Here is a 24,733-nt window from a genome sequence, read left to right on the forward strand (position 1 = left end):
GAATTGAGCACATGGCAAAGCAGCAGGAGAAAGAGACATTCGGGTCACGGCTGAAGACCATCGGCATGGCCATCAAGTTCACGGCCAAGCGGGACAAATGGTTCCTGCCGTTGGAGGCCGCGGCGATTCTGCTGCCGTTCATCGCCGTCACCGCTCTGGTGATCTTCGCCGGGTTCTCGCTGCTGTGGTTCGTCAGCTCGCTGTTCGTCGCGCTCCTGGCCGGGATGATCGTGCTGAACATGCGCACCAGCAAGGTGGTGAACCGGGAGGCCGTCGGCCGCCCGGGCGCCGCTTACGCGCTCATCGACGGGATGCGCGGCTGGACCGTCACGGCGGGGGTGGCCGCGGTCTCGGAGACCCAGATGGTGCACCGCGCGGTCGGCAAGCCGGGCGTGGTGCTGCTGGGCGAGGGCGGCGGCAAGGTGAAGAAGCTCCTCGGGCAGGAGAAGAAGCGGATCTCGCGGGTGGTCGGCTCGACGCCGATCTACACGTTCATGGTCGGCGAGACCCCGAACGACGACTTCTCGGTGACCGAGGTCCGCAAGCGCCTGACGAAGCTGCCGCGGAACATCAACTCCAAGGACGCCAACCACGTCGCCAAGCGCCTCGACGCGCTCGGCCTGGGCATGGCGATCCCGAAGGGCCCCATGCCCACCAGCGCCAACCAGGGCCGTGCCGCCCGGCGGGCTATGCTGCGCGGCCGCTGAGCCGCGGAGATCGAAGAGACGAAAACAGCGGGTCGAGCTTCACGGCTCGGCCCGCTTCTCCATTCGGTCCAAGATTCAAGAGCGGTTCAGAACAGGTCCCCGCCGTCGCGGCGTCGGCGCCAGCGCTCCTCCATGCGGGAGGTGAAGCCGCCCGGCTTCGGGGCGCCCTTCGCGCGGCCGCCTCCACCGGTGGTGCGGCTGGCCTTGCCGTCGACGGCCGTCAGCTTGCCGGTCGTGCCGCGGCGCTGGGCCATGAGCCCGATGATGAGACCGCCGAACATGAGCACCGCGCCGATCGGAGCGCCCCAATTCGCGGCACCGGCGATGACGGTGCCGACGACGACGCCAATTCCGATGACGGTGACGATGCCGGCCAGGATGAGCCTGCGACGGGTGACGTGCGCCGGGTCGTGGTTGCGCACAGCAGAGGCGAACTGCGGGTCTTCGGACAAGGACTGCTCGATTTCTTCGAACAGGCGTTGTTCGTGGTCGGAGAGCGGCACGACACTCCTCCTGCGCTAGTCTCGGCAGGTCCGCCGCTCCGGCGGGCCTAGGTGCTTGTGCTTCAAGTCTACGAGGCTTTCGCCCGAGGCGGAAGGCAGTTCGTCCTCGAATCTACGTGTTCCCGCCAGCCTGGAGCGGATACCCACGGGAACCCGGTTCCAAGCATGCCACGGGCCACTCTCCTTTATCTACTCACGAGTCGGTTTTCCGGAGCCGCCCGGCCGACCGGATCGTGCCCTTGCCGAACTTGGCGGCCGCGTCGTCGATGGCGGTCTCGATGTCGCGCCAGCCGTGGTCGGGCTCGCCGAGTGCGACCTGCCTCCCGACGCTCGCGGATTCGACCAGATGATCGAGCTTGACACCTATGAGCCGAACCGGCGCGGTGGCCGCGGCGTCGGCCATCTCGCGGGCGGCGGCGTGGATCTCGTGGCCGACGTCGGTCGGGGCGGCGAGCATCCGGGAGCGGGTGATGGTCTTGAAGTCCCCGAATCGGATCTTCACTGTCACGCCGCGTCCGGCCCATCCGGCCGAGCGGGCGCGGGCGGCGACCTTGCGGGACAGCTCCAGCAGGACCGGGCCCCAGACCGAGGCGTCGGGCGCGTCGTGGCCGAAGGTGGTCTCGTTGCTGATGGACTTCTCGACCCGCTCGGGCCGGACCGGGCGGGTGTCGATGTTCCGAGCGAGTGCGTACAGGTGTTCTGCATTGGCGGATCCGACCGAAGCGGTGAGGCGGTCGACCGAGAGCCCGGCGATGTCGCCGACGGTCCGCATGCCGAGCCGGTTCAGTTTCTGGGCGGTCTTCTCGCCGATGCCCCAGACCGCGCGTATGGGCAGCGGATGGAGGAACCGGAGCTCGGTCTCGGCCGGGACGACGCCGAGGCCGTCAGGTTTGGCATGCTCTGAGGCCAACTTCGCCAGGAACTTCGTGGAGGCGATGCCGACGGTGCAGGTGATGCCGTGCTCCTCGCGCACCCGGCGGCGGATCTCGCGGGCGATGTGAGCGGGGCTGCCGACGAAGCGGCGGGCCCCGGAGACGTCGAGGAACGCCTCGTCGACCGAGATGGGCTGGACGTGCGGGGTGTACTCGCGGAACATCGCCATGACCTGCTGCGATATCTCCCGGTAGGGGCCGCTGGGGGTGATGAACACCCCGTGCGGGCAGCGGCGGCGGGCGATCGCGGTCGGCAGCGCGGAGTGGACGCCGTACTCGCGGGCCTCGTAGGAGGCGGCCGAGACGACCCCGCGCGGCCCGAGACCGCCCACGATGACCGGTTTGCCGCGCAGGCTGGGGTCGCGAGCGATCTCGACGGACGCGAAGAACGCGTCCATGTCGACATGCATGATTCCAAGCCCGTCATCGGACAGATCGGGCCCGATGAACTCCGACTCAACCCCGGCCACACCCGTAGGCTAACCGGCTCCCCCGACAATCCGGTCTAGGTCCGGTACGTCCACAGCGGGACGGCCATCTCGGCGCCGGTCAGGCCGCCGTGCTGGCCGATCAGGCGCGCCACGTGCGGCGGCTCCCCCTCGACCCCGACCACGGCGAAGGTGTCTTTGCAGGCCACGACCAGGTCGCCGATCCGCCTCCGGTTCTCGTCGGTGACCGTGGGGCCGTACCAGCCTCGGCCCACCGCCTCGTCCCGGGTCAGGATCTCGGCCCGGCCGCCCACGGCCTCGCCCCAGGTCGCGGCGACGTCCTCGATCGCCCCGGGCACGGCGTGCAGGTACCGCATCCGTCCGTCCCCGGCGATCGCCTCGACCCCGTGCAGCAGCTCCGGGTGCTCGTCCACGCGGAGCCGCTCGGTGAGGTTGACCATCCCGTGGTCGGCGGTCACCAGCAGCGCCGCGTCGCGCGGCAGGTACGTCAGCAGGTCGTCGACGGTCTTGGCCACGGTCGCGACCGCGTCCAGCCACTGCGCCGAGCCGATCCCGTAGAAGTGCCCGGCCGTGTCGACGTTCGGCAGGTAGGCGTAGACCAGGCTCCGCTCCCCGCGCGCGAGCGCGTTGATCGTCCCTTCGGCGACCTCCTCGGGCGTGGCCGCCGGGAGCCAGTCGGCGCCGCGGTAGATGGCCCTGGTCAGGCCCGTGTCGCGGAAGGCGCCGTCCGAGACGACCGTGCACACGACACCGTCGGCGGCGGCCCGCTCGAACGCGGTCGGCTCCCGCTGCCACAGCTCGGGGTCGGGCGCGCCGTCCCACCGGATGTGCGTGACCAGCTCGCCGGACTCGGGCACCCGCAATGTGAAACCGATGATTCCATGATTCCCCGGCGGCGTACCGCACGCCAAGGACGCCAGGCTGATCGGTGTCGACGACGGCACGGTCGCGGTGATCGCGGTGAGCCGCCCGAGCTCCCCGTTGTGGATGGCCTCCACGGTCGCGCTCGCCTGCGCGGCCTGCCGGAGCAGGTGGTATCCGAAGCCGTCCAGCAGCAGCACCGCGATCCGCCGTGCACCGGCCAGTTCCCCGGCCCGCAACGGCATCGCGTCGTCTGAGACCGAAACCCCAAGCGCCGCTAGGGCGGTAGGCATGACATCGGCGAGGGTTCCGGCGCCGTAAGCGGGTCGGACCGGTTCCAGATGCGCCTGAGAAGACATGCCACGAGGCTAGCGGCTCGCCACGACCGACGCCAGGTGCCGGAGTGTCACGGCTCGGGGATCTCCAGGCCGCTGCGGTAGGCGATGGCGACCAGGCCCGCACGGTCCCGGGATTCGAGCTTCGACAGCAGGCGGCCCACGTGGGTGCGGACCGTGGCGGGGCTGATGTAGAGGTGGCGGCCGATCTCGTCGTTGGTCAGGCCGGTGGCGACCCAGCGGAGGATCTCCAGTTCGCGCTCGGTCAGCTCGCCCAGTCGCGGGTGCGGGCGGGCGGTGCCGGTCTTGCCTTCGGCGTAGGCGTCGATGACCTTGCGGGTCACGTCCGGGGACAGCAGGGAGTCGCCGGCGGCGGCGAGGCGGACGGCCTTGAGGATCTCGGCCGGGTCGGTGTCCTTCATGACGAACCCGGCCGCGCCGTTCGAGAGCGCGTCGAAGATGTAGGAGTCGATCTCGAAGGTCGTCATCATGACCACCCGGGTCGCGTCGAGGTTCGAGTCGCGGCTGATGCGGCGCAGCACCTCCAGGCCGTCGATGCCGGGCATCCTGATGTCGAGCAGGGCCACGTCCGGGCCGATCTCGCGGATCAGCCGCCACGCCTGCTCGCCGTCGGTGGCCTCGGCGGCCAGTCGCAGGTCCGGCTCGTCGGCGATCAGGGTCCGAAGCGCCATCCGGATCAGGCTCTGGTCGTCGGCTACGACGAGTTCGATCATGCGCTCTCCTCCAGGTGCCGTCAGCTGCCGGTGTACGGGATCTCGGCGTGGACGGCGAAGCCGCCGCCGGGGGCCGGTCCGGCGCCGAACGTCCCGCCTTGGGCCTCGACTCGTTCGATCATGCCCGCCAGGCCCTGGCCGGGCCGGTCCGGGTCGACCTCTCCCCCGCGGCCGTCGTCGGTCACCTCGATCGTCAGCGACGCCTCGCCGCACTCGAGGCGCGCGGTCGCCCGGCTCGCGGCGGCGTGCCGGATCACGTTCGTCAGCGACTCCTGCACCACCCGGTAGGCCGCCGCGGCCACCCGCCCCGGGACCTGGGCGGCGTCGCCGGTCTGCCGGTAGTCGACGGTCAGGCCGCCCTTGCCGATGTCGGCGACCAGCGCCGGGATGTCGTCGAGCGTGCGGGTCGGCCTCAGCTCGGGGGCCTGCCCGTCGCGCAGCGGGGCCAGCGTGGAGCGCAGGTCGTCCAGCGCGCGCGTCGAGGTGTCGCGGATCGCCCGCAGGTTCTCGACCACGCCGGGGTCCGCCTCGGGGCGCTTCTCGAGCATGTGGAGGGCCACTCCGGCGTTCATGCTCACCACCGCGAGGCTGTGGCCGACCACGTCGTGGATCTCGCGGGCCATCGCCACACGCTCGTCGGCGCGGTGGCGTTCGCGGTTCGCGGCGGCGGCCTGGGCGCGCGCGTTCCGGGCCTCGCGGGCGATCACGCCGCCGACGGTGGGGATGGACAGGTAGATGGCGGTGAGGGCGATGTTCACCAGCAGGCGGTCCCGGTCGTGGAGTATGAGCTCGTAGAAGACCGGGAACGCCACCAGCAGCGCGCCGACGAAGATCAGGCTGTGCTTGAGGGGGCGGGCCATGACGTAGGAGAACACCGCCACCGCGGGCAGGAGATAGACCGGCCCCTCCTGGTAGCCCAGGGCCAGGTAGTACCACAGGACGAGCATGGAGCCGATCAGGGACGCCTCGGGCCACAGGCGCCGGACCGACAGCGTCGCCGCGCACAGCCAGATCAGGGCGAACGCGCCCGCTCCGGGGTGCTGCCCGCCGCCGGCTCCGATCGTCCCGGCCGACACCAGGGCGGCCAGCACCACGGCGATCGCCGCGTCGGCCGCGGTCCGCCACAGCCTGGCGCGGGAATCGTTTCGGTGCGTGGTCACCGGTTCAGCCTACGGTCGCGGCGGGCGCCCGGCCTCGGTGCGAGACCGTACTCTCCGCTACGCCTGAGCGCGTACGGGCTTGCGGGCCAGCAGGTGGATCTGGGTGGCGATGTCCCTGAACGGGATCCTCGCGGCCGTGGCCAGTTCGAACTCACGCAGCTCCTCCTCCGCTCCGGCCTCGGCCTCGGCCGCCGAGGCGGGGATGAGGTCGCCGACCACGCCGACCCCGTGGACCTGCTCGGTCACCAGGCCGGAGCGGCCGATCAGGGCGGTCAGGGTGGCCGTCTCGAAGCGGCGCTTGAGGGTGTCCGTGCCGTCGACGATGCCGTCGACGTCGGCCAGCAGGTCGAGCGCGGTCGTGAACTGCCCGGTGAGGGCCTTGCCGAGGACGGCGGCGATGCGGTTGGCCACGAGGATGCTGACCGCTCCGCCTTGGGCGCAGGCGCCCGCCAGTGCCTCGATGGCCAGCTCGGGGTCGTCGATCATCTCCAGCACCGAGTGGCACAGCACCAGGTCCGCCGATTCGGGCTCGATCACCTCGGGGATCTCGTCGGCGTCGGCCTGGACGGCGGTCACCCGGTCGGTAACGCCCGCGTCGGCCGCCCGCTGGCGCAGCGAGGCGAGCGCATTGGCGCTGGGTTCGACGACGGTGACGTCGTGTCCGAGCTCGGCCAAGGGCACCGCGAAGCCGCCGGAGCCGCCGCCGACGTCGATGATCCGCAGCCGCGCGCCGGTCCCGGCCGCGAACCGCTCGATCTCGGACGACAGCACCGACCACACCACGGCTACGCGCGGGTGGTGGGTCTTCTCGGCGCTCTCCTTGGGTATGTCGACCATGGCCAAAGCCTATCGTCGAGGGGGTGCCCGGTCTGATCCACCGGGCACCCCCTTAGTCGCGAAGGTGAGGGGGATTGCGGCGGATCGCCCGCAGATAGGCGGGGTTGTTGCGGAAGTAGCGTCGCCACAGCCGCTTCGGTTCCTTGGTGAGCCGGTAGAACCACTCGAGGCCGTTGCGCTGCATCCACGGCGGCGCCTGCGGGACGAGCCCGGCGTGGAAGTCGAAGGCGGCGCCGACGCCGAACATGGCGGGGGCGGCCAGCCGGTCGCGGTGCGCGGCCATCCAGCGCTCCTGCTTGGGCGTGGACAGCCCCACCCACACCAGTTGGGCGCCGGAGTCGTTGATGCGCTGGACGATCTCGTCGTCCTCGGCCTCGGTCAGGGGACGGAACGGCGGCGAGTAGGAACCGGCGATCTTGACCCCGGGGATGCGCTCGGAGAGCTTCTTGGACAGCAGCTCGGGCACGCCCTCCTTGCCGCCGTACAGGAACGACGACCAGCCGCGCTCGGCGGCGCGCTGGAGCACGTTGAGCATCAGATCGGGCCCGTAGACGCGGTCCATCCACTCCGCGCCGGCCTTGCGGCCGGCCCAGACCATCGGCATCCCGTCGGGGGTGGTGAGCCCGGAGCGGTTGTGGATCTCCTTGAGCTCGGGGTCGCGCTGGGACTCCATGACGCCGTGGACGCCGGTGACGCACACGTAGTGGCGCTCCCGGGAGTCGATCCAGCGCGTGACCTCGGCCAGGGCCATGGCCTGGTTGACGGTGGACACGCCGACGCCGAGGACGTCGACGCGGCGGAGCTTGGGATCGGCCATCAGCGGTTGAGTTTGGCCTTGACCTGGTCGTAGACCCACTCGTAGGTCTTCGCCATGCCCTCGCGCAGGCTGATCGAGGGCTCCCAGCCGTAGTACTTCTGAATGAGCGTGTTGTCGGAGTTGCGGCCCCGCACGCCCAGCGGCCCGTCGATGTGCTTGAGGGTGATGTCGATCCCGGCGATGTCGGCGACCAGGTAGTAGAGGTTGTTGATGGTCGTCAGCTCGGAGGAGCCGAGGTTGAGCGGCTCGGTGACGTCGCCGCGGGTGAGCATCTTGGAGCCGTGGACGCAGTCGTCGATGTAGGTGAACGAGCGGGTCTGCTCGCCGTCGCCCCAGATCTCGACCTCGGTCTCGCCGGTGAGGGCGGCGACGGCGATCTTGCGGCAGGTGGCGGCGGGGGCCTTCTCGCGGCCGCCGTCCCATGTGCCCTCGGGGCCGTAGATGTTGTGGTAGCGGGCTATGCGGGTCTGGAGCCCGAAGTCCTCGCGGAAGTGGCGGCACATGCGCTCGGAGAACAGCTTCTCCCAGCCGTAGCCGTCCTCGGCGTCGGCCGGGTAGGCGTCCTCTTCCTTCAGCGGGGCGATGTCGGCCTCGGTCTGCTTGTAGCCGGCGTAGACGCAGGCCGAGGAGGAGTAGAAGAAGCGGCCGACCTCGGCGTCCTTGGAGGCCATGAGCATGTGGGTCGAGGGCAGGACCGAGAGCATGCACAGGGCCTTGTTGTTCTCGATGAAGCCCATGCCGCCCATGTTGCAGGCGAGGTTGTAGACCTCGGCGGCGCCGTCGCCGACCGCCTCGCGGCAGTTGCCGAGGTCGGCCAGGTCGCGCTCGAGGTTCTCGACCTCGCCGTGGACCTGGTACCACTGGTCGAGGGGTTTGATGTCGACGGCGCGCACGGTCTTGCCCTCGTCGAGGAGGTTCTTGACCAGGTGCCCGCCGATGAATCCGCCGGCTCCGGCCACTACCGCGTCCACGCTTGCCGCCATCGTCGCTCCTCATGCTCTCGGCTACGGGGAAAGGGAGTCTTCAGCCTACCCGCCGCCCGGGCGCGTCCGCCCAGCGGGAATCGCGCTCTATGTCACTCTCTGAGTAGAAGTTCCGGGCCCACTCGGAACAGGTCCGGGTCGGGGTCGGCGGCGATCGCCGGGTCGACTCTGGGGGCGATGCAGTACAGGCGCACGGGCGGGTCGCCGAGCAGGCGCTTGATGTAGCGCAGCCGCTTGAGCTGGCGTTCGCGCATGCGCAGGCCCCAGCGGACGGTGCCGATCGCGACCAGGCCGCCCTGCTCGTCCCAGGCGGCGAGTTCGAGGGTGCGCATCTGCCGGTACTCGGGGTCGGGGACGAGGATGCGGGTGGTCGTGGCGGTGCGGGGGTCGCCCAGGGCCCATTCGCGGGCCAGGGAGACGAACTCCGGGCGGCAGCAGTAGCGCCGGAAGCGGGCGCGCGTCCATCCCCACAGCCTGTCGGCGATGTAGCCGCGCCGCCACTGGGGCAGGTAGCGCTCCATCACCGCGTAGTAGAAGCGGGCGGGCCGGTGGCCCATGGTCCAGAACGGCAGCTCGGGTTCGAGCGGGTTCGGGTCGGTGCGGGCCAGCCCGGCCTCGGCCAGGCGCTCCAGCTCCCCGGCGAAGTCCTCGCGTTTGGTGATGCGCGCGATCTCAGGCACGGTGCGGGGGCGGACGGCCAGCAGCCGCAGCAGGCGCTCGGTCTCCTCTTCGGGCTTCTCCCCGAGCGCGATGGGGACGGCGTTCTCGAACTGCTCGAACAGCGTGCCCTTGCCGTTGAGGACGGTCGACTTGATCCAGGCCGGGAACGCGTCCGGAGTCTGCGGCAGGTCGCCGGTGTGGGCCAGCACGGCCGGGTCGGAGCCGATGGCACTGTGGGCGGCGATCGCGGTCTCGGGGTGCGGGATGCCCAGGGAGCGAATGGATTGGCGGAGTGCGCTCATAACTTGAGAAGCCTATACATCAGGTGCATCCCGACCAGTCCGCGGACCGGGTGGCGGAAGCCGTCGGGGATGACCGCGAGCGTCTCGAACCCGAGCGAGTGCCACAGTTGCACGGCCCGCTCGTTGGTCTCGACCACGGCGTTGAACTGCATGGCGTGGAAGCCGTCGCGGGCGGCCCGCTCGATCGCGGCCTCGCCGAGCGCGCGGCCCAGGCCCCGGCCGCCGAAGGCCGGGTCGACCATGAACCCGGCGTTGGCGACGTGGGCGCCCTGGCCGGGCAGGTTCGGGTGGATCTCGACGGTGCCCGCGATCCGGCCGTCGATCTCGGCGACCAGGCGCGAGGCGGGTTCGGGCCGCTCTATCCAGTACGCCCGCGCCCACTCCTCGGTCGTGTCCGGCGGCCACGGGTAGGTCTCGGCGGCCTCGATGATCGGCTTCATGAAGGCCCACATGGCGGGCCAGTCGCCCGGCTCGGCGTCTCGGATGAGCATGGTCATACGATATTTGGTCAGCGCGGCGGCTGCCAGTCCGCCAGGGACACCGCGCGGCTGGTCAGCCACGAGTCGGGCATGGCCCGCAGGATGCCGCGGGCGACGCCGGGGCCGCCGGAGGCGACCAGGTGGGCGCGGCGGCACAGCCGGGCGACCTTGCGGATGCGGCCGGCCCGGGCCCGGTCGTAGGCGTGGAGGGCGTCGGGGACCGATTCGGGGTGGTGCCGCAGCGCCCAACCGAGGGTGACCGCGTCCTCCAGGGCCAGGCTCGCGCCGTGGGCGAGGACCGGGGCGGTCCCGTGGGCGGCGTCGCCGGTCAGGACCAGTCCCCTGTCGCCGTCGGTGTGGTAGACCTTCGCCGGGAGCGGCCAGACGAAGCGCACCGCCTGCTGGGTCAGCTCGGTCGGCCGGGTGGCGGCGATGAACTTGCCCACCGGCGCGGGCCAGTCGCCGAACCACCGGTTGATCAACTCGTGCTGGATCTGCGGGGACTCCGGGCGCATCCCGCCGGGCACGGTGGCCCACCAGCAGGCCCCGGAATGGCCGAGGTCGGCGTAGCCGAAGCGCCGCCGGTCGGGCCCGTAGATCTCGACGGCCTCGCTGCCGCGCTCGGGGGCGCGGTGGGCCGGGATGGTGGCGCGGAAGGCCACGACCCCGGCGTCGACGGTCGGGGCGCCGGAGGTGATGAGCGCGCGGGTGGGCGAGTCGACGCCGTCGGCGGCGACGATCAGGTCGGCGTCCCAGCGTCTGGTGGCGTCCCCGGCGGCGAGGTCGACCAGGTCGATCCGGGAGACCTGGGTGTCGGGGTGGACCTCGACGTCGCGGCCGAGGTGGCTGACGAGCGCCTCGTAGAGCACGGCGTTGTGGATCATGACCGACGGCGCGCCGTCGTCGGCGCCGACGGCGGCCGCCGAGAAGGACCCGACCTGCCGTTCGTCGGTGCGGATCTCGAAGTGGTGGACGGGCGTCCCGCCCGCGTCGAGGGCGGCGTCGATGCCGAGGGCGCGCAGCGCGCGCACGCCCGAGGCCCACAGGACCATTCCGACGTTGTCGCCGCGCAACCGCTCGCGCCGCTCCAGCAGCGCCACCCGCCAGCCCAGTTTGGAGAGCATGATGGCGCTGGCCAGGCCGGCTATGCCGGCGCCGACGACTACGGCTCTACGGTTATGCACGTTGCACCTGCCCGGGGGAAGCGGTGGCGGTCAGCGGTCGTCGCGGATGCGGCCCGCCTCAATATACGTCTCCTCGGCCCCGTCCTTTGGATTCTCCGTCTCGTTCCCGTTTCGGGGGCTCGTCGTCGGAATCCCCGGACTCGCCGGGTTCGTCCTCGTCATCGGACTCCTCGGAGTCCTCCTCGAGCTTCGGCTCGGTCCCGGCGGGCAGGGCCCCGCCGACGTATCCGGCGGACTTCGCCTCGGAGGAGTCCCAGTCGAACGGCACGAGGGTCTCGCCGTCGAGCAGCAGGACCTGCCGCTTGCCGCGCGAGCGCAGCAGGTAGATGATCGCGCCGACGATGATGGCCAGGCTCATCCACTGGTTGAGCCGCATCCCGCCGAATGCCTCGGCCGGGTCGATGCGCATGGCCTCGATCCAGAACCGTCCGACGCCGTACAGCAGGACGTAGATGGCGAAGGCCCGCCCGGCCCCGAACCTGAACCTGCGGTCGGCGGCCCACACGACCAGCGCGACGCCGACGTTCCACAGCGCCTCGTACAGGAACGTCGGGTGGAAGGTGGCGTACTGGGCGTAGCCCTCGATTCGGTGCTCGGGGTCGATCTCGAGCGCCCACCAGACCTCGGTGGGCTTGCCGTACAGCTCCTGGTTGAACCAGTTGCCGAGCCGCCCGATCGCCTGCGCGACCGGCAGGCCGGGGGCGAGGGCGTCGGCGACCATCGTGAACGGCAGGCCGAGCTGGCGGCAGGCGAACCAGACGCCGACGCCGCCGAGAACGACGGCGCCGGGGATGCCCAGGCCGCCCTCCCAGACCGCGAGGATCTTCCAGGGGTCGCCGTCGGCCCCGAAGTAGGCGTCGGGGCTGGTGAAGACGTGGTAGAGGCGGCCGCCGACGACGCCGAAGGGCACCGCCCACACGGCGATGTCGAGCACCGCCCATTTGGGGGCTCCGCGGGAGCGCATCCGCGCCTCGGTGATCCAGCAGGCCGCGACGATGCCCGCGATCAGGGCCAACGCGTAGGCGCGGATGGGGATCGGGCCCAGGTGCCAGACGGATTCGCTGGGACTGGGTATGAATGCGAGGTCCACGACGATAAACCGTATCGGACGGCTATCGGGCCACTCCCTCGGCCAGGTCGGTTGTCAGTTCGGCCAGGCGGCGGTGCCCTGCGGGGACGTCGTCGGTCTCCAGGTAGCAGTTCACGATGGCCGAGCCGACGATGACGGCGTCGCCGTAGGCGGCGACCTCGGCGGCCTGGTCGCCGTCGCGCACACCTAGGCCGACGCCGATGGGCAGGCCGGTGTGGGCGCGGGCCCGCTCGACCAGTTTCGGGGCGGCCGCCGAGGTGGCGGCGCGGGCGCCGGTGACGCCCATGACCGACTGGGCGTAGACGAAGCCGCGGCAGGCCGCGACGGTAGCGGCGATCCGCTCCTCGGTCGAAGAGGGCGCGACCAGGAAGACCCGGTCGAGGTCGTGCGCGTCGGAGGCGGCGATCCAGTCCACGGCCTCCTCGGGGATCAGGTCGGGGGTGATGAGCCCGGCCCCTCCTGCGGCGGCGAAGTCGCGGGCGAAGGCGTCGACGCCGTAGTGCTCGACGAGGTTCCAGTAGGTCATCGACAGGATCGGGACGCGCCCGGCGACGGCCTCGACGACCTCGAAGACCTGCCTGGTCCGGAATCCGGCCGCCAGCGCCCGGTCGGCGGCCCGCTGGATGGCCGGGCCGTCCATGACCGGGTCGGAGTAGGGCATGCCGACCTCGATGAGGTCGGCGCCGTGGTCGATGAGGATGTCGATGGCCTTGATGGAGTCGGCCAGGGTCGGGAAGCCCGCCGGGAGGTAGCCGACCAGGGCGGCGCGGCCTTCAGCTTTGGTCTTCGCGAATGCGTCGGCGCTCTTCATCACTCGGTTCCCTTGTCGCTGGGCTTCTTGGTGAAGTCGAAGTAGTCCACGACGGTGCCCATGTCCTTGTCGCCGCGGCCGGACAGGTTGATCAGCACCAGCGATCCGGGGGCGAGGTCCTTGGCGGCCCGCAGGGCGCCGGCGACGGCGTGGGCGGACTCGATGGCGCAGATGATGCCCTCGGTGCGGGCCAGCTGCGCGAGCGCGTCCATCGCCTCGGCGTCGGTGACCGCCTCGTAGGTGACGCGGCCGGTGGCGTGCAGGTGGGCGTGCTCGGGGCCGACGGCCGGGTAGTCCAGGCCCGCCGAGATCGAGTGCGACTCCTTGGTCTGGCCGTCCTCGTCCTGGAGGACGTAGGTGCGGGCGCCGTGGAGGACGCCGAGGCCGCCGGAGTTGATCGCGGCGGCGGTGCGGTCGGTGTCGGCGCCGTCGCCTCCGGCTTCGAAGCCGTAGAGCTTGACGTCGTCGTCGAGGAACGCGGTGAAGGTCCCCATCGCGTTCGAGCCGCCGCCGACGCAGGCGGCCACGAGGTCGGGCAGGCGGCCGACCCGGTCGAGGATCTGCGCGCGGGCCTCGTCGCCGATGCCGCGGCACAGGTCGCGCACGACCTTGGGGAACGGGTGGGGCCCGCCGACCGAGCCGATCAGGTAGTGGGTGTCGTCGACGGTGGCGACCCAGTCGCGGAGCGCCTCGTTCATGGCGTCCTTGAGGGTGCGCGAGCCGGTCGTGACGGGCACGACCTCGGCGCCGAGCAGGCGCATGCGGGCGACGTTGAGCGACTGGCGGCGGGTGTCCTCCTCGCCCATGAAGACCGTGCACTCGAAGCCGAAGTAGGCAGCGGCGGTGGCGGCGGCGACGCCGTGCTGGCCCGCGCCGGTCTCGGCGATGACCCGGGTCTTGCCCATCCGCTTGGTGAGCAGGGCCTGGCCGAGCACGTTGCGGATCTTGTGCGCGCCGGTGTGGTTGAGGTCCTCGCGCTTGAGCCAGATCTCGACCCCGGCCTCCTCGGAGAGCCGCTCGGCCTTGTAGAGCGGCGAGGGCAGGTTGCCGTACTCGCTCGACAGCTTGGCGAACTCGGCCTGGAACTCGGGGTCCTCCATCGCCTTGTTGTGGACGGTCTCGAGCTCCTCGAGCGCGGCGATGAGCGCCTCGGGGACGAACCTGCCCCCGAATGCACCCCAATGCCCGTTGAGGTCAGGGTTGGTCACGATGGTTCCCCTCTTAGATCGGTCGTGGCGTGGCCGGGTGCGACCCGGCGGTGACCAGTTCGGCGACGGCCTCGCGCGGGCTCCGCTGCTTCACGACGCCCTCGCCCACGAGCACGGCGTCGGCCCCGGAGGAGGCGTAGCGGATGAGGTCGCGGGTGCCGCGGACGCCCGATTCGGCGATCTTGACGACGTCGCGGGGCAGGCCCGGGGCGATCCGCTCGAACACCGAGCGGTCCACTTGGAGCGTAGTCAGGTCGCGGGCGTTGACGCCAATGACTTTCGCCCCGGCGGCCAGCGCCCGGTCGGCCTCGGCCTCGGTGTGGACCTCGACCAGGGCGGTCATGCCCAGGCCGGTGACGCGCTCGTGGAGGGACACGAGGGTGTCCTGGTCGAGGGCCGCGACGATGAGCAGGACGACGTCCGCGCCGTGGGCGCGGGCCTCGAGCACCTGGTAGGGCGAGACGACGAAGTCCTTTCGCAGCAGGGGGACATCGACCCTGGCGCGGACGGCGTCGAGGTCGTCCAGGCTGCCTTTGAAGTAGTTGGGCTCGGTCAGGACGCTGATGACCGCGGCGCCCCCGGCGGCGTACTCCGCGGCGAGGTCGGCCGGGTCGGGGATGTCGGCGAGGGAGCCTTTGGAGGGGGAGGCGCGCTTGACTTCGGCGATGACGCTCACGCCGCCGCCGTTGAGCGCGGCGTAGCCGTCCAGGGGGGCCGCGGCGCGTTCGGCGGCCTCGCGGATCGCCTCGAGCGGCACCTCGTTCTCCCGCCGCTCGAGATCGGCGCGGACATCGGTGATGATCTGCTCCAGCACGTTCACCTAAGATCGTCCCTTCTCCTGCGCCGCTGCCGTGATATTAGGCGACGAGGGGTCCTGACCGGAGTCGAGGGCGTTCCACAGCTTGGCCGGGTCCTCTGCTATGGCGTCGCCATCGACGGGATTCGAATCGTAGCGGGCTGACGGCTCGGGCCAGCGACCGGAGCGGAGCACCGCGGCGGCCCCGGCGAGGGCGATGAGGAGCCCGGCGGCGGCCAGGCCGATCGGGGCGAGCCCTTCGGCGGCGTAGAGGGCCCCGGCGAGGACGACGGCGAGCCCGGCGAGGGCGGCCACGACCCCGAGGGCCCGGCGGGTGCGGCGGCCGACGACGAGCATGGCGAGGAAGGCCGCTCCGGCGGCGAGCGCGCAGCCCAGGCCCCACGGGGCGAGCTCGGTGCCCGGCTGGGAGGCGGTGGAGGCGATGCCGACGGCGTTCTCGACGGTCTCGGAGGTCCAGTCGCGGGTGGCGGCCAGCGCGGCGCCGCCGGTCGCGGCGAGCCCGAACAGCACGGTCCGGGCCCTCTCTGCCGACCCGTTCATACGATCCGCCTTCCGGTGAAGCAGGTGCGGGTGCCGGTGTGGCAGGCCGGGCCGGTCTGGTCGACCTGGAGCAGCACGGTGTCGCCGTCGCAGTCGATCGAGACGGACTTGACCTCTTGGCGGTTCCCGGAGGTGGCGCCCTTGACCCACAGTTCGCCGCGGCTGCGCGACCAGTAGGTCCCCTCCCGGGTGTCGACGGTGCGGCGCAGCGCCTCGGCGTTCATCCACGCGAGCATGAGGACCTCCCCGGTGTCGTGCTGCTGGGCGATCGCGGGCACCAGGCCCTGCTCGTTGAACTTGACGCCCGCTAGGGCGTCCTCGCTGCTCTGTCGGCCTTCCACGTTTAATGATTGTGACCGCTGCCGTGACCGGACCGCCACTCGGGCCCGGGTCGGCGCAGATCATGGGATGCTCGTGTCGTGAATCGTCCCTATGTGATCGTTTCGGCCGCGATGAGCATCGACGGCTTTCTCGACGACGACTCGGACAAGCGGCTGACACTCTCGAACGCGGCCGACCTGGACCGGGTGGACGAGCTGCGGGCGAGCGTGGACGCGATCGCGGTCGGCGCGGGCACGGTCCGGGCCGACGATCCGCGGCTGCTGGTGCGCTCGCCGGAGCGGCTGGCGCTGCGCCGGGCGGCCGGGCGGGAGCCGACGCCGATGCGGGTGGTCTTCTCCCCCTCCGGCGAGCTCGACCCGCAGGCGCGCCTGTTCAACACCGGCGACCCGGTGCCGATCGTCTACACCAGCGAGGCCGGGGCCGTGTCGTGCCCGCTGCGGCCGGGGTCGTCGGTGCTGGTGCCGGTCGGTGAGGACTCGGTGGACCTGACGCGGGCGCTGGCCGACCTGTCCCGGCGCGGGGTCGGGCGGCTGCTGGTCGAGGGCGGCGGGGTGGTGCACACCGCGTTCCTCTCGCAGGGGCTGGTCGACGAGATGCAGTTGGCGTTCGCGCCGTTCCTGCTGGGGGTGTGGGGCGGGGCCCGGTTCGTGCAGCCGGCGGAGTTCCCCCAGTCGCCGCGGAACCCGATGGAGCTGGCGGAGGTCCGGCGGATCGGCGATATCGCGCTGGCGGTGTACCGCACCAGGGACGACCTCGGGTTATCGGTGGGCCGTGTGTGCGGAGGAGCCCGGCGTACCGGACAGGGCCGCTGATACGTTGTTCCTTGTCTCCGGCGGAAGGATTGGTCATGAAGGCGATCGTGGTCGAGCAGACCGGCGGCCCCAACGTGATGCGGCTGCTCGAGGGCGAGGACCCCGGCCCCGGGCCGGGCCGGATCTCGGTCCGGGTGGCGGCCGCCGGGGTCAACTACATCGACACCTACCACCGATCCGGGCAGTATCCGGTCCCGCTGCCGTTCACTCCGGGCTTGGAGGGCGGCGGCACGGTCGCGGCCGTCGGCGAGGGCGTCACCGAGTTCAAGCCCGGCGACGAGGTGGCCTGGCCGCAGGTGCCGGGCTCTTACGCCGACATCGTGATCGGCCCGCCCGAGGAGTTCGTTCCGGTGCCGCCCAAGGTGTCCCCGGAGACCGCGGCGGCGGTGATCCTGCAGGGGCTCACCGCCCACTACCTGTGCAACTCGGTCCACGACGTGCAGCCGGGCGAGACCGTCCTGGTCCACGCCGCGGCCGGGGGCGTGGGGCTGCTGCTGACGCAGATGATCAAGTACAAGGGCGGCACGGTCATCGGCACGGTCTCGACCGATGCGAAGGCCGAGCTGGCCCGCTCCAACGGCTGCGACCATGTGCTGTTCTACGAGGACTTCGCCGAGCGGGCCAGGGAGCTGACCGGCGGCGAGGGCGTGGCGGCGGTGTACGACGGGGTCGGCAAGGCCACGTTCGAGGCCGGACTGGACGCTTTGCGGCCCAGGGGCATGATGGCCCTGTTCGGGCAGGCGAGCGGGGCGGTCGAGCCGTTCGATCCGCAGCTGCTCAACGCGAAGGGCTCGCTGTTCCTGACCCGGCCCACGCTCAAGCACTACATGGCCGATCGCGAGGAGTACCTCTCGCGCGCCGCCGACGTGTTCGGGATGATCGAGGACAACAACCTGCATGTGAGGGTCCATGAGACGTTCCGCCTGGACGAGGCCGTCGAGGCCCACCAGGCACTGGAGTCGCGCAAGACCACCGGCAAACTGATCCTCGTTCCGTAGGGGCCCGGCGCGATGGCGAAACTGGTGCTGGACCTGCACGACATCTACAACCGGGGCGACCAGATCGAGAAGGCGCTGCGGGAGATCATCGACGAGGCGGTCGCGAAGAAGATCGACCTGGTCGAGATCATCCCGGGCAAGGGCTCGGGGCAGCTCAAGAAGAAGGTCCTGCGGTTCTTGGACCAGAAGGACATCAAGGCCCTGTACCACCGGGTGGACAAGGACTCCAAGAACTTCGGCCGACTGTTCGTCCACTTCCAACATGGGCACGGCCAGCACAGTAGGGGCCAGGGCAAACGCCGCAAGCGCTAGCACGGCAGCCGTAATCTGTTGTGTCGCCACCGGTGCGCTGACCGAGCCCCGCTTGGCCGAGGCCATGATCGGCCGCGCACTCGCGGCCGGGCTCGAGGCCGGCTGGGTTGCGGCCGACTCGGTCTACGGCCGCGACGGGCGGTTCCGGTCCTTCCTGGAAGCCCGCCGGATGCCATATATGGTCGAGGTGCCGGCCGGGCAGACCGTGGCCGACCTCGACGGCGACCGGCGGGTCGACACCCTCATCGCTCGTGCCCGCGACCAGTCTGGTCAGGTCGGCCGGAATCGCCGAGGTGCGATCGTCGCCGCGACTCCTGTGGCCAGCAGCCCCAAAGCGAGATACGCCGACCACACGTGCCCCGACTCCGTGTTGATCCATGACCACGGGAGCAGCCGTCCGTCGGGAGTTCTTCCAAACGAGACCGAAAGGAGCACGACCACTGTCATCAGCGTATTCGCGGTCCTTCCGGCGAAAATTCGCAAGAGGATGAGTGAATATCCGATGACGCCCGCCAGGTTCCGCACCGCCCGGTCCCACAGCTCGGCATCGGCACCGTCGCCGAGGACCGCACCCGAGACTGCCGTGACTACCAGCACGGTCGCGACCACTGCCAGGTTCAGCGCGGTCAGCGGTCGCGCCGCAGCCCCCTCCACGTTCTTGTCGGCCGGCTCCATGCTCGAGATCAGCGCGACCGCGACCAACAGGGGCAACACCGTCACCAGTGGGATCGCCGATGCCGCGCCAACCACCGGTAGCGGAATCGTCCGGGAGCCCACTAGCTCGACTCCCGCGCAGAACACCGCCATCGCCGCCGCGACTGACCACAGACGGCGGGACTTCACCCACCAGATCACCGTTGCCGCTCCTCAGCCGATCCGGTTCCAGGGCATTCGGCCAGTTCCGCTGCCGCCGAGTCGAACCACGCACCCTGGTCAGCGGCGGGCTGGGAAAGCAGATCTTCGAGAGCCGACTTCTGGTCGGGGCCGAGCCTGAAGTCATCGGCGGCCTCGTCCGGTGTGACTTCCGCGAGCACAACCTGGATCCATGCGGTCGAGAGGATCTGCATAGCGTAGAACCTGTCTTGGGGGTCGTCGCAGTGGGTGCTGCTCGGTTGAAGGGCCGAGATCATTGACTTGCGCATCAGATCGGCGTTGAAATCCTCGCGTATGACGAATCTCCACTGGCCGGGTACCGCGCGGTTTCCTTGCCGGAACCCGTTGGAGAGGTCGACTTCGTACGGCTCGAGTTCCGACGCGATCTGGTCGGCGGTCTGGACCGCCAGCGGCAGAAGTTCGCGGGATTCGGGCCAGACGCAGACCTCGACACGTGAGGTCTCGCAGGTGAGATCGTCGTCGTCGCGTGCGACGACCGGTATGTATCCCAGTCCGGAAGCGGCGGGGAACGCGATTGCTCCGGCGGTGGCCACGGCGGCCACGGCGCCGAGTCCGCGCGTCCAGAACCGCCCCAGATCGGACAGCACCAGGATCGCGGCCAGTGCGAACGCGAGAGCCAAAGGCAGTGAAGCCCATATCAGGGTCGGATCCGGCTGCTGGTCGACCGTGCAGCATTCGGACCATGAGTAGCCGGTCAGGTGACGCCACTTCGGGTCGGTGAGCGCCGCGGAGCCCGAATAGAGAACGTACCCGCCTATGGCCGCGGCAGGGGCGGCGGCGACTGGCGGTAGATACGCACCCGCTGCTGCACCTACGAGTGTCCATGCGGAGAGCACCGCCAAGGAGACGACCAACGGCGCGAGATTGAACGAATCGAACGGGTCATCGGCCATTCGCATGGCCGCGGTCAGCATCACCGCCACGGTCCAGAGACCGCAGGCCCACCCGGGGAGGGTCATTTGGGCCAGGACTCGGAGCCGATTGCGAGCGGGAGCCGTCCTCAGCAGTCCGGATTGGCGCAGCCGTCCTATGTCCCAGGCGGCCGTAGCCGCCGCGGGCAGGATGGCGAACGGCAGGGAAGCCGCGACATGGCTGGTGACTCCCGGGAAACCGTCGAATCCGGGTGGCTCCAGGGCGGTCGTGAGGTACCAGCCGAGCAGGGCGAGGATCGGCAGTAGATACAGGCTCGGGGAGGAGGTCCACAGCGTCTTCGCTCGCACGTCAGGACTCCTGTACCAAGGAACGGTATGCGGCGGCCGCGCGAGCCGAGTCGCTCCCGTCCCGCTCAGCCAGCTCCATGAAGTCCTTCGTAGTGCCCTGGAAGCGCACTGAGCCGCCTGCCAGGACCACGACGTGGTCATACTGGGAGCCCATGTCGTCGGTATCGTGGGTGGACACGATGAGGTCGGCGTGCTCGCCGGTCTGAGCGAGCGTGACTCTCAGATCCTCCCGTTGAAGAGGGTCGAGTCCTGCCGAGGGCTCGTCGAGCATGAGGACCTTCGCGCGATGGACCAGTCCCATTGCGATGCCCAGGCGTCGGTTCTGACCGCCGGACAACGCCTTGGACGGGCGTTCGGCCAGGTCGGCAAGGCCGACCTTCTCGATCGCGGGCATCGCCGCATCCCAGGCATCGTGTTTGGGCATGTCCTTGAGCCATCCGGCGTAGGCGACCTGCTCTCGCACGTTGAGACCCGGCATGGCGTTGACGCGCTGCGGGACCCAGCCGACGTTGCGGCGGAAAGCCGCCTGTTCCCGACGGCGAGACGGTCGCAGTTCTCCGAAGTACACCTGCCCCTCTTTGGGCATGACGGCTGAGGCCAGGAGGGCCATCATCGTGGATTTTCCGGCCCCATTTGGCCCCAGTAGAAGCGTGCGTCCCGTGTCGAACTGAACGGAAAGCCCGTCGAACACGCGATGCTCTCGGAACAGGGGACGGTACGAGAATCGGCAGTCACGCATACCGAATTCCAAAGTGTCGTTCCTCTCAGTATGTATGGTGTAGGTCCCGGCTGCTCGATGAGCAGCCGGGACCTGTACTGGGACGGGTCCTCAGTAGCTCACATCGTGCGTGTCGGCGCTGGCTACGACGCCGCCTATGATGTCATCGAATGTGATGTGGAAGTCGCCCTCGCTTCCGGGATCCCAGCTCACCGAGTCAGAGGAGCTGTCGCAGTCCGATGTCAGATCCCCGTAGCTGACATCGGGCCGGAGGCTCCGCTCGCGGTACAGGATCTGCTCGATCGAGCCGTATTTGTAGTCCCCGTCGCTGTCACGGACCTCGCAGTTGTCGATCGTCGACACCGTGTTGACGCTGTCGCTCTGGTTGTCGTGCCACGACCGAGTCTCGAACCCGTCCCGGACGCCGTTGAAGTAGCTGTCCCAGCTGCCCTCGGCCATGGCCGGAGAGGCGAAGCCTGCGACAGCTACCGCGACTGAAGTCGAGAAGAGCCCCACTCTGAGCTTGTTGCGCATGCATGTCCTTTCGCTTGGGCGGACGAGGACGGCGGCGTTGCTACGATCTCGTTGAGAACAGGTGCCGACGTCGTTCGTCCGAGCGCTGTCTCGGTCAACCTGGCGAGGCGTTCGGGAGAACTCAGCGCCAGGTTGACACCACCGACACGGGTCGGTGACCAATCGAGCGTGACGTCGTCACTGCCAGTTGACAAGCGGCGCATGCAAATCTGTCAAATAGGGGCATAGTTTGGCGTTTTTGCGACATTCCATGGCGGTTGCATACCGTAGGTAGTCATCTCAACTCGGAAAGATGGTCATCTCTGATCACGCCGACTCGATACGCCTCGAGCACGACCGCCGTGCGCGTCGGCATCTCGAGGGCCTCGCAGGCTTCCTTCACGTCGCGGTCTACTGAGCGTCTTGAGACGAACAGGCGGTCGGCGATCTGCCGGTTGGTCAGTCCAGCGGCCGCGTAGATGAGGACCTGCTTCACGCGGGCCGACAGGTGATCGCTTGGCTCGAGGTGTGGACCGGGGGAGTGCATGGAGTTGTTCCTTCGCAATTCCGGGGTTCCTGGGGGAAGGAACTAACATCACTTTCCGGACGAAATTCTATCATGACAGCCGTAATTTGTTGTGCTGCTTGAGGTTTCGCTGTTAGTGAGACTTGCGTGCGCGGGTTTGATGGCGGCGTCGCCAGTGGGCAACCGCGAGAGCGTCGGTGAGGGTGCGGGCGGGGTGGGGCACTATCGCCAGGAGACGAGGAGCCGTTCCGCCCTAATAGTCGAATTGGGACGGCGGTGCCTCGGTGGTCCACAGTGCCGAGATGGGGAGGCAGCGGAGCCGGTCCCCGAATGACAACGAGTTGCCGCCGCAGTACAGGACGAACCCGGCTAGGAATCGATCTCCAAGCCTATCGCGGAGCAATTCCAACCCACGAAGGTCGTCCTTGCGAACCGTTTCACCGGCCTTTACCTCGATGCCGATGATGTTTCCTCCCCAGTCCTCAAGCATCAGGTCAACTTCATTCTGGCGACGGTCGCGGAAATGGAACATCTCGAATCGTTCCTCTGCCCAGGTGGCCTGCTTGCCGATCTCGGCAACGACAAAGTTTTCCAAGAGTCCACCGTCTAGGCCGTCGGACTTCTGTCCCCCGGCTACGTGTCCAGCGAATCCCGTATCGGTGAAGGCGATCTTCGGCGCTGACACCGTTCGGGCCACCGCGCCCGAAGACCAGGCAGGAATCCTCCTGACCAGGAAGATCAGTTCCAGAATGTCGAGATAGGACTGGACTGTATGCACATTCAAGTCGAGACGCCGCGCGAGCGCGCTGTAGTTGACCAATCCGCATACCTGCCCGGCCAGGAGACTGATCAGATGCTTCACCTCAGACGCCCGCCTTACATCGGCCACCTGCTTCACATCCCTGTTGATGATGTCGGCGAAGTAGCTGTCGAAGAAGTCCCTGCGTCGCTTCGGCGACTCCCTTCGGACAGCCTCGGGGAATCCTCCGCGACACATTCGATCGAAGTAGTCCCGCTTGCGCAGCCCAAGGTCGACGGCCGTGATATCCGGGCCGTGCGCGAAACAGGCGTCGACGAAGCCATCTGGAGCGCTGTCGATCTCACCCTGTGACAAGGGCCATAGTTCAATGGTCTGATTGCGTCCTACCAGTGAGTCCGGCAGCTCTTTCATCGCCAGAAGACGCGCGGACCCCGTCAGTAGGAACTGGCCTGGTCGCGGGTCTTGATCGACCAGGTACTTCATAGTGAGCCACAGGTCGGGCACTCGCTGAACCTCGTCGATCAGCATCAGGCCCTCATGCCGGGCGAAGCTAAGCGGATCGCCCTCTGCCGCCAGTCGGGTCTCGGCATCGTCAAGATACCGGCTGACGCTGTCCGGGCGATCCTTGGTAGCACGCTGAGCCAACGTGCTCTTGCCTACTTGTCTCGCACCGTTGATCACCACGATGCGGGTATCGTCAAGTGCCTCGTTTACCAGCTCAAACGCTCGCCTCGGGCGATATCCAGGTACTTTCACCATGGCCAGGACTCTACCAGCTAATGACAAATCCGCCGCCGCCAAACCGCAAATCCGCCAGATCCTAATTACAAATCTGCCAAGGCTCAATCGCAAATCTGCCACTCCCACGGCGCAAATCCGCCAGCTTCGCGCTCCAGATCTGCACCCGGTGGCCACCACGAACAGCGGGGTCGGGAACCGTACGGCTCCCGACCCCGGACGCAGGCTGAGGACTGCGGGGTTGGTCGGAGGTCGCTAGTTCGCGGCAGCGGCAACGAAGCCGCGCCAGGTGTCCGGGGAGACATCGAGGATCGGGGACTCTTCGCCGAGCTTGGTGTCACGGACCTGGACCGCACCGGCGAGGGCCCGGGCCTCCACACACTGGTCATTCGCGCCGCCGGAGCTGCGGCTAGACTTCCGCCACTCGCTGGACAGGAAGCGAGCTTCCACGCACTGGTCATTCGAACCGGCGCCGCTGCGGCTAGATTTCCGCCACTCGTTTGTCAGCATTTACGTACGCTCCTAGCTCTATACACTCGCGCAAGGTGACTTTGAAGAGCGTACGACACTGGCCTATCAGGCTCGTATCCTCCACCCAGCTCGCTCCGGCGATCGACGGCACGTAGGCGAGCTCGAACCCTTCCGGATGGTCAAACCCCATAATCGTGAACGACCCCATGTACGCTGCGTGGATTCCCTTCGCTACCGGCAGGATGTAGACGCCGATCCCATACCGCTCAATCAAGCCGAGCATGTGTTCGATCTGCGGTTCGTAGAGCGCCGAGTTCGCGATCCTGAGCAAACTTTGCTCGTTGAGGATCACTCTCATTTCAGGAGGATCTCCCTCTTCGAAGGCGAGCTGCTGGCGTTCGAGCTTGTTCTCGACCGAGTTGAGTGGACGCCTAGGTGCACCATCATGGTGAACCCGAACAAGCTCCTCCATGTACTCACGTGTCTGTAGGAGTCCATTGACTAGGCCCTCCTCATAGACGTCCATCCGCTTGGCAGCCAGCTCGATCAAGCCGAACGGCGAATCCTTCGCAGGCACACTCGTCCCTGGTGACTCCTGGAAGCCCGAGGCGTTCGTGACATGAGTCTGCGCTGCCAGCTCGAAGAGCTGCTGTGCTACACCTATCGGCGCACCGAGCCGGATCGCCATGCCTTGCACCCTGCTCGGATCGAACTGCTTCGTGGTCCCGTCGAGCGCCCTGGCTAGCGTGTCCTTGTGCATCACCAAGAACCGGGCACCCTCCCGAAGAGACGGAAAGTCGTGCTTCTCGTAGAGCCGGTTCAGGGTGTTGACAATGACCCAAGCGTCAAACCTCGGATTCGATGGCATGCCGGTCATGATGGCATATGGTGCGTTGTCTCACATCCCCCACTTGAACCACCTGTCGCAAATCAGTGGCGCACAGTGGCCATCTCAATGAGACACCGGTTCCGCGGCCGAGCCGTTCGGTCGGGACACGACCGCAGATGAGATCTGGTTCT

29 protein-coding genes and 1 pseudogene are annotated in these 24,733 nt (G+C 68.8%); 5 read left to right on the forward strand and 25 right to left on the reverse strand.

The features are described 5' to 3' along the window. Nucleotides 1-11 precede the first annotated feature (11 nt). On the forward strand, nucleotides 12-707 hold the full coding sequence (locus JFB92_RS07960; RefSeq protein WP_199036788.1) for a DUF4191 family protein: 696 nt from the start codon (nucleotides 12-14) through the stop codon (nucleotides 705-707). A gap of 86 nt (nucleotides 708-793) precedes the next feature. On the opposite strand, the gene JFB92_RS07965 is transcribed toward JFB92_RS07960, so the two are convergent. The 17 genes from JFB92_RS07965 to hisI form a co-directional block, all read right to left on the reverse strand. Beyond that, nucleotides 794-1,210, reverse strand: coding sequence for an SCO2097 family morphological protein (locus JFB92_RS07965; protein WP_199036790.1), 417 nt, complete (start codon nucleotides 1,208-1,210; stop codon nucleotides 794-796). 193 nt (nucleotides 1,211-1,403) lie between these two features. Continuing rightward, a complete protein-coding gene (gene dinB, locus JFB92_RS07970; RefSeq protein WP_199036961.1) occupies nucleotides 1,404-2,552 on the reverse strand; it encodes a DNA polymerase IV in 1,149 nt (382 codons plus the stop codon). A gap of 95 nt (nucleotides 2,553-2,647) precedes the next feature. Further along, entirely contained in the window at nucleotides 2,648-3,811 is a 1,164-nt protein-coding gene (locus tag JFB92_RS07975) for an alkaline phosphatase family protein (protein WP_199036792.1), read from the reverse strand. 47 nt (nucleotides 3,812-3,858) lie between these two features. Beyond that, entirely contained in the window at nucleotides 3,859-4,521 is a 663-nt protein-coding gene (locus tag JFB92_RS07980) for a response regulator (protein WP_199036794.1), read from the reverse strand. 20 nt (nucleotides 4,522-4,541) lie between these two features. After that, nucleotides 4,542-5,681: a sensor histidine kinase gene (locus JFB92_RS26530; protein ID WP_199036796.1), complete on the reverse strand. Its 1,140-nt coding sequence runs from the start codon at nucleotides 5,679-5,681 to the stop codon at nucleotides 4,542-4,544. 57 nt (nucleotides 5,682-5,738) lie between these two features. Further along, the gene (locus JFB92_RS07990) at nucleotides 5,739-6,518 is read right to left on the reverse strand and encodes a methyltransferase domain-containing protein (protein ID WP_199036798.1); all 780 of its coding nucleotides are present in this window, start codon (nucleotides 6,516-6,518) and stop codon (nucleotides 5,739-5,741) included. Nucleotides 6,519-6,570: 52 nt separating this feature from the next. After that, on the reverse strand, nucleotides 6,571-7,335 hold the full coding sequence (locus tag JFB92_RS07995) for a WecB/TagA/CpsF family glycosyltransferase (RefSeq protein ID WP_199036800.1): 765 nt from the start codon (nucleotides 7,333-7,335) through the stop codon (nucleotides 6,571-6,573). Then, the gene (locus JFB92_RS08000) at nucleotides 7,335-8,318 is read right to left on the reverse strand and encodes an NAD-dependent epimerase/dehydratase family protein (RefSeq protein ID WP_199036801.1); all 984 of its coding nucleotides are present in this window, start codon (nucleotides 8,316-8,318) and stop codon (nucleotides 7,335-7,337) included. Before JFB92_RS08000 ends, JFB92_RS07995 begins: the two co-directional genes overlap by 1 nt. Before the next feature lie 92 nt (nucleotides 8,319-8,410). Then, on the reverse strand, nucleotides 8,411-9,280 hold the full coding sequence (locus JFB92_RS08005; RefSeq protein WP_199036803.1) for a hypothetical protein: 870 nt from the start codon (nucleotides 9,278-9,280) through the stop codon (nucleotides 8,411-8,413). Then, on the reverse strand, nucleotides 9,277-9,771 hold the full coding sequence (locus tag JFB92_RS08010) for a GNAT family N-acetyltransferase (protein WP_199036805.1): 495 nt from the start codon (nucleotides 9,769-9,771) through the stop codon (nucleotides 9,277-9,279). Before JFB92_RS08010 ends, JFB92_RS08005 begins: the two co-directional genes overlap by 4 nt. Nucleotides 9,772-9,788: 17 nt before the next feature. After that, nucleotides 9,789-10,943 (reverse strand): FAD-dependent oxidoreductase, encoded by a 1,155-nt coding sequence (locus tag JFB92_RS26535; protein ID WP_199036807.1) that lies wholly within the window; start codon nucleotides 10,941-10,943, stop codon nucleotides 9,789-9,791. 58 nt (nucleotides 10,944-11,001) lie between these two features. After that, nucleotides 11,002-12,033, reverse strand: a complete 1,032-nt coding sequence (gene lgt / locus JFB92_RS08020) for a prolipoprotein diacylglyceryl transferase (RefSeq protein ID WP_199036809.1) — start codon at nucleotides 12,031-12,033, stop codon at nucleotides 11,002-11,004. 22 nt (nucleotides 12,034-12,055) lie between these two features. Continuing rightward, on the reverse strand, nucleotides 12,056-12,844 hold the full coding sequence (trpA, locus tag JFB92_RS08025) for a tryptophan synthase subunit alpha (RefSeq protein ID WP_199036811.1): 789 nt from the start codon (nucleotides 12,842-12,844) through the stop codon (nucleotides 12,056-12,058). Next, nucleotides 12,844-14,052 carry a tryptophan synthase subunit beta gene (gene trpB / locus JFB92_RS08030; protein ID WP_372451596.1) on the reverse strand — a complete coding sequence of 403 codons (1,209 nt, stop codon included), beginning with the start codon at nucleotides 14,050-14,052 and terminating at the stop codon, nucleotides 12,844-12,846. Before trpB ends, trpA begins: the two co-directional genes overlap by 1 nt. A gap of 13 nt (nucleotides 14,053-14,065) precedes the next feature. Continuing rightward, nucleotides 14,066-14,866, reverse strand: coding sequence for an indole-3-glycerol phosphate synthase TrpC (gene trpC, locus JFB92_RS08035; protein WP_372451601.1), 801 nt, complete (start codon nucleotides 14,864-14,866; stop codon nucleotides 14,066-14,068). 6 nt (nucleotides 14,867-14,872) lie between these two features. Then, nucleotides 14,873-15,409, reverse strand: a complete 537-nt coding sequence (locus JFB92_RS08040; protein ID WP_199036815.1) for a Trp biosynthesis-associated membrane protein — start codon at nucleotides 15,407-15,409, stop codon at nucleotides 14,873-14,875. After that, the gene (gene hisI / locus JFB92_RS08045; RefSeq protein WP_199036817.1) at nucleotides 15,406-15,750 is read right to left on the reverse strand and encodes a phosphoribosyl-AMP cyclohydrolase; all 345 of its coding nucleotides are present in this window, start codon (nucleotides 15,748-15,750) and stop codon (nucleotides 15,406-15,408) included. Before hisI ends, JFB92_RS08040 begins: the two co-directional genes overlap by 4 nt. A gap of 78 nt (nucleotides 15,751-15,828) precedes the next feature. Here hisI and JFB92_RS08050 point away from each other — a divergent pair, with 78 nt between their 5' ends. The 4 genes and pseudogenes from JFB92_RS08050 to JFB92_RS26895 all read left to right on the forward strand — a co-directional run. Next, nucleotides 15,829-16,563, forward strand: coding sequence for a RibD family protein (locus JFB92_RS08050; protein ID WP_307789065.1), 735 nt, complete (start codon nucleotides 15,829-15,831; stop codon nucleotides 16,561-16,563). 35 nt (nucleotides 16,564-16,598) lie between these two features. Further along, complete coding sequence (locus tag JFB92_RS08055; RefSeq protein WP_199036819.1) at nucleotides 16,599-17,561, forward strand: quinone oxidoreductase family protein; 963 nt, start codon at nucleotides 16,599-16,601, stop codon at nucleotides 17,559-17,561. Between the two features lie 12 nt (nucleotides 17,562-17,573). Then, nucleotides 17,574-17,873, forward strand: a complete 300-nt coding sequence (locus JFB92_RS08060) for a Smr/MutS family protein (protein WP_199036821.1) — start codon at nucleotides 17,574-17,576, stop codon at nucleotides 17,871-17,873. Between the two features lie 31 nt (nucleotides 17,874-17,904). Next, nucleotides 17,905-18,129: pseudogene (locus JFB92_RS26895) on the forward strand (transposase); the annotation flags it as partial. 14 nt (nucleotides 18,130-18,143) lie between these two features. Here the strand turns inward: JFB92_RS26895 and JFB92_RS25415 are convergent. From JFB92_RS25415 to JFB92_RS08095, 8 genes are all read right to left on the reverse strand, one after another. After that, nucleotides 18,144-18,728: a hypothetical protein gene (locus JFB92_RS25415; protein ID WP_233162635.1), complete on the reverse strand. Its 585-nt coding sequence runs from the start codon at nucleotides 18,726-18,728 to the stop codon at nucleotides 18,144-18,146. Continuing rightward, complete coding sequence (locus tag JFB92_RS25420; protein WP_233162637.1) at nucleotides 18,725-19,681, reverse strand: DUF7224 domain-containing protein; 957 nt, start codon at nucleotides 19,679-19,681, stop codon at nucleotides 18,725-18,727. Before JFB92_RS25420 ends, JFB92_RS25415 begins: the two co-directional genes overlap by 4 nt. 307 nt (nucleotides 19,682-19,988) lie before the next feature. Beyond that, complete coding sequence (locus JFB92_RS08070) at nucleotides 19,989-20,726, reverse strand: ATP-binding cassette domain-containing protein (protein WP_233162663.1); 738 nt, start codon at nucleotides 20,724-20,726, stop codon at nucleotides 19,989-19,991. A gap of 90 nt (nucleotides 20,727-20,816) precedes the next feature. Beyond that, nucleotides 20,817-21,239 (reverse strand): hypothetical protein, encoded by a 423-nt coding sequence (locus JFB92_RS08075; protein ID WP_199036826.1) that lies wholly within the window; start codon nucleotides 21,237-21,239, stop codon nucleotides 20,817-20,819. Between the two features lie 274 nt (nucleotides 21,240-21,513). After that, nucleotides 21,514-21,765 (reverse strand): helix-turn-helix domain-containing protein, encoded by a 252-nt coding sequence (locus JFB92_RS08080; RefSeq protein WP_199036828.1) that lies wholly within the window; start codon nucleotides 21,763-21,765, stop codon nucleotides 21,514-21,516. 232 nt (nucleotides 21,766-21,997) lie between these two features. Continuing rightward, nucleotides 21,998-23,263, reverse strand: a complete 1,266-nt coding sequence (locus tag JFB92_RS08085; protein ID WP_199036830.1) for an ATP-binding protein — start codon at nucleotides 23,261-23,263, stop codon at nucleotides 21,998-22,000. A gap of 234 nt (nucleotides 23,264-23,497) precedes the next feature. After that, nucleotides 23,498-23,692, reverse strand: a complete 195-nt coding sequence (locus JFB92_RS08090) for a DUF397 domain-containing protein (protein WP_307789066.1) — start codon at nucleotides 23,690-23,692, stop codon at nucleotides 23,498-23,500. A gap of 31 nt (nucleotides 23,693-23,723) precedes the next feature. After that, nucleotides 23,724-24,590 carry a Scr1 family TA system antitoxin-like transcriptional regulator gene (locus JFB92_RS08095; RefSeq protein WP_199036834.1) on the reverse strand — a complete coding sequence of 289 codons (867 nt, stop codon included), beginning with the start codon at nucleotides 24,588-24,590 and terminating at the stop codon, nucleotides 23,724-23,726. Between the last annotated feature and the right edge of the window lie 143 nt (nucleotides 24,591-24,733).

It is taken from the genome of Glycomyces salinus, assembly GCF_016428645.1.
Taxonomy (GTDB): domain Bacteria; phylum Actinomycetota; class Actinomycetes; order Mycobacteriales; family Micromonosporaceae; genus Glycomyces; species Glycomyces salinus.

What these genes read in the sequence shown, in the direction of transcription:
- JFB92_RS25420 (WP_233162637.1), bottom strand. Translation starts at nt 19,681, where the DNA reads ATGCTGACCGCGGCCATGCGAATGGCCGATGACCCGTTCGATTCGTTC.
- JFB92_RS08000 (WP_199036801.1), bottom strand. Translation starts at nt 8,318, where the DNA reads ATGGCGGCAAGCGTGGACGCGGTAGTGGCCGGAGCCGGCGGATTCATC.
- JFB92_RS08005 (WP_199036803.1), bottom strand. Translation starts at nt 9,280, where the DNA reads ATGAGCGCACTCCGCCAATCCATTCGCTCCCTGGGCATCCCGCACCCC.
- JFB92_RS08075 (WP_199036826.1), bottom strand. Translation starts at nt 21,239, where the DNA reads ATGCGCAACAAGCTCAGAGTGGGGCTCTTCTCGACTTCAGTCGCGGTA.
- JFB92_RS08060 (WP_199036821.1), top strand. Translation starts at nt 17,574, where the DNA reads ATGGCGAAACTGGTGCTGGACCTGCACGACATCTACAACCGGGGCGAC.
- JFB92_RS07980 (WP_199036794.1), bottom strand. Translation starts at nt 4,521, where the DNA reads ATGATCGAACTCGTCGTAGCCGACGACCAGAGCCTGATCCGGATGGCG.
- JFB92_RS08055 (WP_199036819.1), top strand. Translation starts at nt 16,599, where the DNA reads ATGAAGGCGATCGTGGTCGAGCAGACCGGCGGCCCCAACGTGATGCGG.
- dinB (WP_199036961.1), bottom strand. Translation starts at nt 2,552, where the DNA reads ATGCATGTCGACATGGACGCGTTCTTCGCGTCCGTCGAGATCGCTCGC.
- JFB92_RS07995 (WP_199036800.1), bottom strand. Translation starts at nt 7,335, where the DNA reads ATGGCCGATCCCAAGCTCCGCCGCGTCGACGTCCTCGGCGTCGGCGTG.
- JFB92_RS08085 (WP_199036830.1), bottom strand. Translation starts at nt 23,263, where the DNA reads ATGGTGAAAGTACCTGGATATCGCCCGAGGCGAGCGTTTGAGCTGGTA.
- JFB92_RS07960 (WP_199036788.1), top strand. Translation starts at nt 12, where the DNA reads ATGGCAAAGCAGCAGGAGAAAGAGACATTCGGGTCACGGCTGAAGACC.
- JFB92_RS07975 (WP_199036792.1), bottom strand. Translation starts at nt 3,811, where the DNA reads ATGTCTTCTCAGGCGCATCTGGAACCGGTCCGACCCGCTTACGGCGCC.
- JFB92_RS08095 (WP_199036834.1), bottom strand. Translation starts at nt 24,590, where the DNA reads ATGACCGGCATGCCATCGAATCCGAGGTTTGACGCTTGGGTCATTGTC.
- JFB92_RS08080 (WP_199036828.1), bottom strand. Translation starts at nt 21,765, where the DNA reads ATGCACTCCCCCGGTCCACACCTCGAGCCAAGCGATCACCTGTCGGCC.
- JFB92_RS08010 (WP_199036805.1), bottom strand. Translation starts at nt 9,771, where the DNA reads ATGCTCATCCGAGACGCCGAGCCGGGCGACTGGCCCGCCATGTGGGCC.
- JFB92_RS08070 (WP_233162663.1), bottom strand. Translation starts at nt 20,726, where the DNA reads ATGCGTGACTGCCGATTCTCGTACCGTCCCCTGTTCCGAGAGCATCGC.
- trpA (WP_199036811.1), bottom strand. Translation starts at nt 12,844, where the DNA reads ATGAAGAGCGCCGACGCATTCGCGAAGACCAAAGCTGAAGGCCGCGCC.
- JFB92_RS07990 (WP_199036798.1), bottom strand. Translation starts at nt 6,518, where the DNA reads ATGGTCGACATACCCAAGGAGAGCGCCGAGAAGACCCACCACCCGCGC.
- JFB92_RS08040 (WP_199036815.1), bottom strand. Translation starts at nt 15,409, where the DNA reads ATGAACGGGTCGGCAGAGAGGGCCCGGACCGTGCTGTTCGGGCTCGCC.